Raw genomic sequence first — 11,324 nt, forward strand, 5'->3', positions numbered from 1 at the left:
AGAGTTACTGACGGAGTAACACTAGATTTATATTCCTTTTCATATGATTGATATCTGTAAAATTTAATTTTTATCAAAAAAATGGTCCCCCTATAGACCTCAGTTCATATAAGAAACTGAGAAATCAATGGGTTTATGAGATATCACTATTGAGGGGTTTGAGCCGGTAGATTTTCTATCGCCCAATGTTGCAAAGCTTCTGCCTCCAGCGGTCTTGAATAAAGAAAGCCTTGGGCAATATCGCTATCGATGTCTTTAAGAAACCTGGCTTGCGCTTCAGTTTCAACGCCTTCGGCAATAATCCGGTAGCCCAGGCTTTTACCCAGGCTGACGATCGCCTTGATCACCGCTTCTGCTTTTTCATTCCCAGGTAGCTCCATCACAAATGAACGGTCTACTTTAAGATAGTCGCCAGGAATATCACGCAGGTAAGACAGGCAAGAGTAACCAGTACCAAAATCATCAATGGCCAGCTTGATTCCCGCCTCTTTCAATTGGTGCATGGTACTGGCATTTTGGCCATCATCTTGTACGAATGCGCTTTCAGTCAGCTCAACGACCAAACGCTCAGGTGCCAGGCCCGTTTCTTCCAGTATCTGCAAGATATCTTCAACCAGCGTGCCGGATTTCAGTTGTAGCGCTGAGACATTCACAGCCACTTCAATTTTACCGAGCACCGGGTCATCATTCCATTTGGCTGCATCTGTACAAGCGGTACGCATCACCCATTTGCCTAATGGCACAATGAGCCCGGTCAGTTCAGCCATGCGTATGAATTTTTCTGGCGAGATAATCCCTTTCACTGGATGCCGCCAGCGGATCAATGCTTCTACGCCTTTCAGTTTTCCGGTATTGAAATCGATTTGCGGTTGATACACCATAAAAAACTGCTGGTTATCCAGTGCGGTCTCAACCTGGCTGGCAAAGTCCATATCGGCGGCGGGCAACACAATCTGTTCACTGGTTTGCCCTTTGCGGTAGTAAGTAGCCGTCATGGTGTAAATAATTGCCAGAATCGACACCACCACCACGACCGGAAGCGCGCGCAGCATATTGTCACCAAACTCCACCCCCGCCCTGGCCAGCAAAATGGCAAAAAAACTCAGAAACACAATGCTGAAGCGTATCTGTTTGCCGTTATCGTCCATTAGCAGCAGATAGCTCATGGGTGGGTGAGAGGCATGCTTGGCAAGTAAACTGAACGCGCACAACAAGCCACTCAAGGTGGTCAGTGGCGACATGATGCCGTATGGTTGCGCAACGCCGCAGAAGAAACCTAACAGCGGAATCAATGGAATCATCACTGCCACGTATAAAATCGCCTGGCTGGTGGCTAACCAGCCGGAACGCTGGAATAAGTAAGAAGTGGCAATCAGGCAAGCCAGCAAAGCTCCGGCCGCATATTCAAGCACTTGGGAGAAATGATGCACCTGCAGATCACTGGTCATTCTTAGCACGTGTGCAGTATCATTAAAATCTGCCGCATACGGCGAAAGCTGGACGACGAACAAACTGATTGTCACTAAGGACATGGTCAGCATTGCCAGATTAGTGCGGCCATTTTCCAGTAGCAGGTTGTAGCTCACCAGGATGAAAGTGAGATAAGTGAGTAGCTGTGCCAGCCAGACATTGTTGTCGACATCCAGCAAATAATGGGGAAAGCCTAACAAACCACAAACCATGCTGGTCATGGCCAAAAAATGCGTATTGTCCTGTACTTTGCGTACAAGACGATGGCGCATAAACTGGCGCTGCGTAGCATTTTCGTTGAGTGGCGCTGTTTTGCCGCCAATCCCGGTTTGACTCATTATTTACCCTTATAAACTCATTATCGCCATTCTGTGCATTTTGCACAGAATGCTGATGAGCTATGCCATTTAACCTCAAAACTCTAAGTGTTTATCGGTTAATAAGGAGGATAAATTTAGACTAAATTAAATATAAAAATGTAAACAATATATATTTGATACCAAACAACTTGGAGTTATGCCGCTTCAAGCACTCGCTGCATGCCATCTGCACTATTCCGCGTGTATACAACTTTCAATCCGCGTTTGTGTGCAACATGCTTGATGCGATACATCATGGAGTGATTTAACCAACCTGTCACCAGTACAATCACGTTTACATTGGCAGGCAATTCACGCTTTACATCTCCTGGTTTACGGCCAGTCCAGTGATCAATTTTGTCGATCCCTTGCGCGTGCAATACCTGTTTAATACCTTCAATACGGTCACCACCAATGACTAATGCTTTTGACATAACACTCTCCTTATAAGAGAAAAAGAAAAAGGCATTTGGTAAATGCCTTTTTCTAAAATCACAGCTTATTTTTGGTAAATCTCATCAAACACACCGCCATCGGCAAAATGTGTTTTTTGCGCTTTCTGCCAGCCGCCAAACGTTTCATCAATCTTGATCAAATTGACCTTTGGAAACTGTTTCTCATACTTCTTGGCAACGGATTCCAGCGTTGGACGGTAATAGTTTTTCGCTGCAATTTCCTGACCTTCTTCACTGTATAAATACTGTAGATAAGCCTCAGCAACTGCCTGGGTATTGTGGCGCTTTACATTCTTATCCACCACGGTCACTGGCGGTTCGGCCAGGATAGATAAAGATGGCACGACGATATCAAACTTGTCCGGGCCAAGCTCTTTTTGAGCGAGGAATGCTTCATTTTCCCATGCCAGCAACACATCACCAATCCCGCGTTCAACAAAGGTCGTGGTTGATCCACGTGCGCCACTATCCAGCACCGGCACATTTTTAAACAGTTTTTTCAAGTACTCTTTAGCTTTGGTTTCGTCCTGGTTATTTTGCTTGAGTGCATAAGCATAAGCAGCCAGGTAATTCCAGCGCGCGCCGCCAGAAGTTTTAGGGTTAGGCGTAATCACTGAAGTACCAGGTTTGACCAAATCACCCCAATCCTTGATATTTTTCGGGTTACCTTTACGCACCAGGAAAACAATTGTAGACGTGTAAGGCGAGCTGTTGTGCGGCAAACGCTTTTGCCAGTCTGGACCGAAAAGCTTGCCTTTGCTGCCGACTTCATCGATGTCATAAGACAAAGCCAAAGTCACCACATCTGCCTGCAAGCCATCAATTACAGAACGTGCCTGCTTGCCGGAACCGCCATGTGACTGCTTGATGATCACATTGTCACCGGTTTTGGCTTTCCAGTAATTGGCAAACGCTACGTTATAGTCCTGATACAACTCGCGAGTCGGATCGTATGACACATTCAGCAGGTTAACATCCGCTGCCCAGGCCGCGAACGGCGAGCTAAGAGCGGCGATCAATACTGCCCTTTTAATTGTTTGGGGGAATTTCATATTTATCCTCTATTAGAAGCCGTATAAGGTTAATTCTGTGTAGAAAAAGTCTGAGCTTTTTGACCGGTTTTGATCAAAATTTGCTCGGTTATCCGCGTTAGCGCTTACTGCATCCTGAACAAAATCGCCTGCCCAGAAGTGTGCATATCCCAAGTTTAAAGATGCGTATTGATTGATAGGGAAGCGGATACGCAAGTCATACTCTTTACCCAAATCTCTACCAGAGTTACCCGTTCTATCACGCAAGTTTGCACCAGCGTTCCAACGATCACTCGCATCATCCAGTTGATACCAGCTAAAGCCTGTATCTACTTTTACATTGGTGAGATAAGGTACTTGTGGATCAAACTCCACACGTATTTTCGATGCACGAATGTTTTCCATCTGGATGTAGTCATTGTTAGACCAGGGACGTGCAAAACCAAAGAGTCGGTCAAAGCGTCCATTATCTGAAAAGTCATTACCCGCAGGTGTTGTTTTATCGCCAGATGCTACACCATAAGAAGCACTGAAACGTGGTTTCCAGGGATGCTTGGCAAAGGTGTAACCAACTTCTCCATTGTACGCAAAGGCATCATGATCAACATTTACATAGCCAATGGCATTACTGATAAAACGTTGTTGATGTCCCCACTGTTTTACGTAACTTGCGTCATAGTCCCACTGTGTATTAGGAACAATACCAAATAAGCGAATACCGCCAGTGTGAATTTCCCGATCGATTCTTGCTTGGTTCTGCTGAGCTGCAGTGTAAACACGGCGGTCGCTGTAAGAGTTACCATTCGTGTCATATACAACATCATCCCCATTTTGTTTCAACAGAAAATAATAAGGCTGGATAGTCACGTACTCAGACCAACGGCGCCAATCACCAATCACACCATAGAAGTTTTGTGAGTGATCCACTTCATCCAGCTTGTCTGTAAAACGTTGTACAGGTTGTACTGCAAACGCTTCAAGTTGCCAGTCATTCTTTTTCTCACCGATATTGGCGCGTACACCCTGAAACGTATTGGTGGTGTTACGCCATTCGTTACGAGCAATCAGACGGCGATCCAGACTTTCCCAAGCTAAACGTCCGCCACGGACCCAGAATGGACGGCTGTTACCAAGATCATCTTTACCAAAGATGCTGTCTTTGTAATATAGCTCCAGGTATGCCTGTACAAAATCTGCCTTATCCACGTCGCGGGTATCGTTACTGCGTGTGTAATCACTGTTATTACGGCGAGAATCCTGCGCTTCTACTGCAAAGCGGAATGGGTCCAGAATATTTTTCAGACCAAGATAGGCACGTGTACGCAGCAACAGTGGCTCATCCAAGTTCTCTCTTTGGCGGCGGAAGTCATTGTCACGATATTCATAACGTGCACGATATTCCAGGCCTACATCCAGCCAGTCAATATCTGCGAACGTGTCATATTCTTTTAGCCAGGTTTTGTTAAGCTGTTTAACATAGCGTGGTGGCTCAGTTTCTTTTTGTGTACCGTAGCTTCGGCGCTCAACGTAATAGCCGTTGGCAGCTTTGGCAGCGGCCTTTTCTTCAGCCTTGATCTCGGCCAGACGCGCCTCTATTTTTTTCTTCTGCTCAGCATCTTCAACCTGAGCTTCAGTGGTCTCTTCCGCTGCGTATGCTTGCGAAACCCCGACGACACCACTTGCCCACCATAGCCCGGACGCAGCCATTGCGAGCGTTATTTTTTTGAACTGCATTTAAATCTCCCTAGTGAATAAAGCTTCCAGCCGTCTGGTCAGAGCCATAAAAACAATCATTACCTTTTCGGTTTACTTGATTCGAAACGTACTTTTTCGCGCCGTTCAATTTGAGTCACTCGTCCATCATGTACTGTAACCTCAATAGAGCCATAACCGGTATCACGCTGTACAGCAACAATGGCTGCATTCACAGCAGCCAGCACAGCTTCGTCATAATCTATCTCTGGCTTGGTCAGTGTTGACGACATTGCGTTTCTCGCTTGTAGTGTTAATGAATGAGCGGGATTATTTCAGAATACGCATATTTTAAAAAATAATTATTTATTATTTTTATATTCCAATTTGTTATATATGAAATAAAAAAATCCCGCCAAGTGGCGGGATTCAATTAAGAACTTATTATTTGATGATTAAAAGTTGTATTGCAACTGTACGCGCAATGCTTCTGCTTTGAAGTTTTCGTAATCTTCTCTTGGCTGCAAATTGCTTGCTGTGTTTGCAGCAGAAGCTACACGGTTGCCAGTTACTAAATTCGTACGATTCATACGGTGATACACCATCGCAATTTCAACCTCTGGTGCCAACTGCCATTCCACACCCAACTCCCAGTCATTGACATGATTTTCTGGAGAGTTAGTTTCAGCTTTGTTGTAACCATCAAAGTATTGCCATTTAACGAAAGGAATTAAAGTGCCATTCGTACTCAAGAACTGGAAATTATCAATCTTGTACATCGCCTGCACATAACCACCATTAAGGCTTTTTTTCTCGATAATATTTTTAGATATATCTAAACCTGGTGTGTTACCCCAGTTCCACTCAGCCTGTATACCGAAAGGTTGAGGATACATAATAAAGCTAATACCTACGCGCTCATCTTCAATACCGTTTCTGCCAGAGGCAGGAGCAATGCCTGTACCTAGATTAGGCGTAGCGGAAGCCAGTACACCTGCAGCATTTCGACGACTATAGTTGCCGACTGTTGAAACATAATCGCCTCTGTAAGCCTGAATACCTGCTTCGTAAATTTGGCCGCTATCTGTTTTCCATGGATAAGTAAAACGAGAAACGACATGGTAGTTGTCGTTTTGATCTCTGGCATTTGCGCCCTGACCATTGTAAAGACCCAGAGCGAACATACCGTAGTTGCCTGAGTGTTTTAAACCTTGTTTGTTGATGTCTTCAAACAATGCTTGAATATCAGTTGGTGTGTAGTAGTAGAAAGCACCCAAATCACGCTCATCACGCACCGCACTGTTCAATGCATCGTTACGATCCAATGCTAAACGGTTTGAGCTTGATTGCAGGTTTTCAAAACCATAAGGTACTTTGGATTGACCGACACGGATACGGTGTACACGTGTTTTATCAATATACACATCACCATAAGCATCACGTAACTGGGCAAAGTTACCGGCACCGCTGGCGTTAGAGTTTGTGGTGCCACCAACTGAGCTCGCAAAGTCAGGCTGGATGTAGTAGCTCAAATGATCGCCAAAGTCACCAAAGATAATCAGACGTGCTCGGCGAATCAGGAAATTTTTATCCGCATCACCTAAAGACTGATCATCACCAACTGAGCGGTCAGACCAAAGGTTGACACCTTCATCACCACCTAACATAGTGGTATTACGCACCTGCACATAACCACGCAAGTTCACGCGGCTAGTCCAGCTTTTACTTTCTTTTTTCTTTTGAACTTCGACTTCGGTGTTGCGGCCTTTAGTCAGCAAAGCACCTTCTTCTTCAGTGAGTACACCTTTAGACACCAGCGCCTGAACCAAATCAATATTTGAGTCTGCTGTTGCTGAAAATGACAAGCCGGCAAGCATGCTACTCGCCACCGCAGCTAGGACGATGCGATGCAATTTCGAATTCATATTTTTTCCCTGTTTGAAATCTATTTTATTGAAACAACGGGGCGTATTTTGAACAGGTAATATGACAATTTGATGACAACTATATGTCTTGGTACTAAAGAATCACTAGTCCGTTTATAGGCATAAAAAAAGCCACCCTTAGGTGGCCTTTTTTTTGTTTAAACTATTGCTCAGCACGCATGTGCGGGAACAAAATAACATCGCGGATACTTGGGCTATCCGTAATCAACATGACCAACCGATCAATCCCAATACCACAGCCTCCAGTTGGAGGCATGCCGTATTCAAGTGCACGAATAAAATCGGCATCATAATACATTGCCTCCTGGTCACCCGCTTCTTTGGCTTTTACTTGCGCCTGGAAACGTGCTGCCTGGTCTTCAGCGTCATTCAGCTCACTAAAGCCATTGGCCATTTCACGACCGGTAATAAACAGCTCAAAACGTTCAGTGATTTCAGGGTGCTTATCCGAAGCACGCGCCAACGGGGACACTTCAACCGGGTAATCAATAATATAAGTAGGTTGCCACAGCTGGCTCTCGGCCGTTTCTTCAAACAGGGATAATTGCAGTGAGCCTAACCCGGCGTGGTCAAACGCTTTCACACCCAGCTTGAGTAATTCTTTACGCAGGAAGTCTGCATCATTTAACTGCTCGAGTGTGTATTGCGACGCATATTTCTGGATGGCGCCGATAATCGTCAGGCGCTCAAACGGTTTGCTTAAGTCTACTTCCTTATCTGCATAACTCAGCACTGCGGTACCGCGTGCGGCAACTGCGGCAGCGCGAATACATTGCTCGGTAAAATCCATCAACCAGTGATAGTCAGTGTAAGCCGCATAAAACTCCATCATGGTGAATTCAGGGTTATGGCGCACACTTAAACCTTCGTTACGGAAGTTACGGTTAATCTCGAACACACGTTCAAAACCGCCAACAACTAATCTCTTCAGATATAACTCAGGCGCAATACGCATAAACATCTGCATATCCAGCGCATTGTGGTGGGTAATAAATGGCTTGGCTGAAGCACCGCCGGGGATCGGATGCAGCATGGGCGTTTCTACTTCAAGAAACTCATTTTCATTCATGAACTGGCGAATCGCATTCACCACTTTTGAACGTGCTTTAAAAGTCTCGCGGGTTTCTTCAGAAGTGATAAGGTCTACATAACGCTGACGATATTTGGTTTCCTGATCATGCAAGCCATGGAATTTTTCTGGTAACGGACGCAGGGATTTGGTCAACAGGCGTAATTCGGTCACATGCAGGGATAATTCACCGGTACGGGTTTTAAACAGCCGGCCGCGAGCGCCCAGAAAATCGCCCATGTCCCAGTGTTTAAAGCTTTCATAAAGCTCTTCGCCGATCTCATCGCGCGCTATATACAACTGAATCCTTGCGCTGCTATCTTGAATCGTCGCAAAACTGGCTTTGCCCATCACTCGTTTCAACATCATCCGGCCAGCAACTACTGCCGGAATCTCCTGTGGGTCCAGCGTCTCTTTATCGACTTCGCCATACTTGGCTTGCAAATCAGCTGCTTTATGTTCAGGCCTGAAATCATTTGGGAAAACTGCTGACTGGGTAGCTGCAGCCTGTTCGCGCATCAGGCGCAATTTTTCCCTGCGTTCTGCGATGACATGGTTTTCGTCAATGGCCACTTCATTTGTTGCTGTTGAAGGTTGATTGGATGGTTGTACTGTCATAGTTATCCGGCTTTTCGCCTGAGTGATCTTTAAAACCGCTTATTTTAACATTGTTGCAGGTGAATACGTGTGAATTCAGCCAGCAGAAGACTTGTTGGCCAATGGCAAATGTATACGTACCATAAAACCAATCGGGGATAGGTTCGAGGCTTTCACATAACCGCCATGGGCTTCGACAATGTGTTTGGTCATCGCCAGGCCAATACCGTGACCATCAATTTGTGAAGCACTCCGCCCGCGGATAAATGGCTTGAAAATCTGCTCAAGCTCTTGCTGCTCCACGCCATTGCCTTGATCCTGTACTTCAATAATGACTTCACCAGTGCGCTCGCTGCGCTGTAATTCAATGGCGACCTTACCCAATGCAGGGCCATATTTCACTGCGTTGCGGACCACATTTTCAATCGCACGCTGCAATAACTCCAGTTGGCCATTTATCAAAATCACTTTGTCAGGCATATCCAGGTGAATACGCGCATCCTGCTTTTCAAACTGTACATCCCCCACAATTCCAGCAAGCAATCCCTTTAAATCGAGATCAGTTTTTTGCAGTTTTTGCATGCCGGATTCCAGGCGAAAAATCTCCAGCAATTCGGCAATCATCTTTTCCATCCGCACCGCCTCAAGTTCTACACGTTGCAATGAGCTTTGCATTTTCTTGGGGTTTTGCATCACCAGTCCAACGGCCATTTGAATGCGCGCCAGTGGCGAACGCAGTTCATGCGATACATGATGTAGCATATTGGATTGGCTTTTGATCATGCTGTTCAAACGCAAGGCCATCAAATCAAACGCAGCACCTAGCTCGGCAAACTCATCATGACTCACCTTAATTTTAGGGCTGACGCGAATGAGGAGATTGCCATCAGCGGCAGTCTTCAAATGTTCAAGCAGCAGTTTAATAGGGTGAGAAATTGACCAGGCCAGTATGCCGGCAAAAATGGCACTGGTGATTAAACAAAAAACCAGCGCGGAAAAAGGGAAATTTAATAACAGCTCAACATAATTGAGCTCATTGGAAGAGTGTACGTAACCGGTCTGGTTTTGAGAGTTAGGCGCAGGCGTAGAACGATTTGCAGCTGACCATGATTGCGAGGGCACTTTCTGCATGTGCGGATGTTTCTGGTGCAGTTCCCACTGCACTATGTTCCCTACCGTAATGACGGTTGAGATCAAAGCCAGAAATAACGCTGCAAACAGCTTCCAGAAAAGGCGCCCCATAGCCCCCGCTATCAAGTCTTAATAATTAGTCCCGGACTAACTGGTATCCTACGCGATAAATAGTCTGGATCACGTTTACGCCACCTGAAGCTTCTGATATTTTTTGACGGATACTGCTCAAATGCACATCAATGCTACGGTCATATTTAACCAATGAGCGACCTAAAGCTTTTATAGATAAATCTTCTTTGCTGACGATAGTACCGGCATGTTTGGCAAGAATCTCGATCAAACTGAATTCGGTGCTGGTAAATACAATCGGCTGGTCGCCCCAAAATACTTTTCTGCGCTCACCGGAAACAATTAATTGTCCCACCACGATATCGTTACCTTTAGGACCATCGCTATTCTGGCGACGCAGAATGGCACGAATACGGGCAACTAGCTCACGTGGCAGACAGGGCTTTTGCACATAATCGTCAGCGCCGCCTTCAAGACCTTCGATACGGCCTTCGTTATCATCTTTTGCCGTCAGCATCAGTACAGGAATATCTGAATGCTGTCTGATATTTTTTAAAGTTTGCATACCATCTTGACCTGGCATCATGACGTCAAGAATCACCAGCTCAAATTTGCCAGCCAGCACATATTGCTCACCGGTTAATCCATCGTGGGCAGTGGTGACGCCAAAACCTTCTTGCGTCAGAAACTCCTTCAGCATGTTAGCTAATTCGACATCATCGTCAATCAACAGCAGTTTGCTCATTTTATCCTCTTACTGATTAATTGAAGGCTAGGACCTAAACCGTGGGATCTTATCGAAGAAACATATTGATTAACATGCGTTAAGCAATAAATTTACTAAAGTTTTCAAAGTATGTCAAAATTGTTAACAATATTAAATTATACATGTAAGTAATTTAGATCAATATATTTAAATTGCACTGAAAGCTTCACATAATTGACTAAGGAGTTGCCCAAACAATGGCAACACTTCGGCAGCGTCATGCGGACTTTCATCATCGGTGGCGGCAACAATATAACTAATGGTGACTTTATCAAGATTTTCCCGATATTCCAGCCAGTGTTCAGCATCAGCTTCTGCAATCAATTTGAATTTGTGAAAACCGGACTCAATAATTTCAGCCAGCAACTCCGGTGCAATTCCTTCAAATAAAGTGCTACCGATCGCCACTTGAGCTTCATCATAATCCGGCTGATGCTCTTCCTGTGTCAGTGGCATAAACAGAAACGCATATACCATCAAGGCAAAACATTGGTAGACACCCAGCATTTCAAAGTCGCTTTGTAACTCTTCACCGGGGTGCCGCTCGGCGGCTTGAATAGCCCTGAAAGTAACGAAACTGGCAATATAATAAGTTGCTTGTTCAACATCTGCATTCGCAAATGCAGCCTTGGCTTCGTCTTCTGAACGCCCTGTCGCCTGCCTGGTTTCTACCTGGCATAACTGATGCAATAATTTCACGCGCTCGGTGTAGGTCATTTCCATGTTTGATCTTTCT

The 11,324-nt window shown here is 45.3% G+C and carries 10 protein-coding genes; all 10 read right to left on the reverse strand.

The window, feature by feature from the left end; genetic code table 11:
* Positions 1–146 precede the first annotated feature (146 nt).
* Positions 147–1,808, reverse strand: coding sequence for a putative bifunctional diguanylate cyclase/phosphodiesterase (locus tag ASG34_RS08320; RefSeq protein ID WP_055829374.1), 1,662 nt, complete (start codon positions 1,806–1,808; stop codon positions 147–149).
* 176 nt (positions 1,809–1,984) lie between these two features.
* Complete coding sequence (locus tag ASG34_RS08325) at positions 1,985–2,263, reverse strand: DUF2325 domain-containing protein (protein WP_029146612.1); 279 nt, start codon at positions 2,261–2,263, stop codon at positions 1,985–1,987.
* 65 nt (positions 2,264–2,328) lie between these two features.
* Positions 2,329–3,336: a sulfate ABC transporter substrate-binding protein gene (locus ASG34_RS08330; RefSeq protein ID WP_055829377.1), complete on the reverse strand. Its 1,008-nt coding sequence runs from the start codon at positions 3,334–3,336 to the stop codon at positions 2,329–2,331.
* Between the two features lie 12 nt (positions 3,337–3,348).
* The gene (locus ASG34_RS08335) at positions 3,349–5,049 is read right to left on the reverse strand and encodes an alginate export family protein (protein WP_055829382.1); all 1,701 of its coding nucleotides are present in this window, start codon (positions 5,047–5,049) and stop codon (positions 3,349–3,351) included.
* 59 nt (positions 5,050–5,108) lie between these two features.
* Positions 5,109–5,300 carry a YezD family protein gene (locus tag ASG34_RS08340; protein WP_055829385.1) on the reverse strand — a complete coding sequence of 64 codons (192 nt, stop codon included), beginning with the start codon at positions 5,298–5,300 and terminating at the stop codon, positions 5,109–5,111.
* A 162-nt stretch (positions 5,301–5,462) separates the two neighbouring features.
* The gene (locus ASG34_RS08345; protein WP_055829388.1) at positions 5,463–6,932 is read right to left on the reverse strand and encodes a porin; all 1,470 of its coding nucleotides are present in this window, start codon (positions 6,930–6,932) and stop codon (positions 5,463–5,465) included.
* Positions 6,933–7,095: 163 nt separating this feature from the next.
* The gene (lysS, locus tag ASG34_RS08350; protein ID WP_055829392.1) at positions 7,096–8,640 is read right to left on the reverse strand and encodes a lysine--tRNA ligase; all 1,545 of its coding nucleotides are present in this window, start codon (positions 8,638–8,640) and stop codon (positions 7,096–7,098) included.
* Positions 8,641–8,715: 75 nt separating this feature from the next.
* A complete protein-coding gene (locus tag ASG34_RS08355; protein ID WP_235559717.1) occupies positions 8,716–9,783 on the reverse strand; it encodes a sensor histidine kinase in 1,068 nt (355 codons plus the stop codon).
* Positions 9,784–9,886: 103 nt separating this feature from the next.
* On the reverse strand, positions 9,887–10,567 hold the full coding sequence (locus ASG34_RS08360; RefSeq protein ID WP_055829398.1) for a response regulator transcription factor: 681 nt from the start codon (positions 10,565–10,567) through the stop codon (positions 9,887–9,889).
* Positions 10,568–10,735: 168 nt separating this feature from the next.
* The gene (locus tag ASG34_RS08365) at positions 10,736–11,311 is read right to left on the reverse strand and encodes a hypothetical protein (protein ID WP_055829401.1); all 576 of its coding nucleotides are present in this window, start codon (positions 11,309–11,311) and stop codon (positions 10,736–10,738) included.
* Between the last annotated feature and the right edge of the window lie 13 nt (positions 11,312–11,324).

It is taken from the genome of Methylophilus sp. Leaf416 (genome assembly GCF_001424665.1).
In the GTDB taxonomy this organism is placed as follows: domain Bacteria; phylum Pseudomonadota; class Gammaproteobacteria; order Burkholderiales; family Methylophilaceae; genus Methylophilus.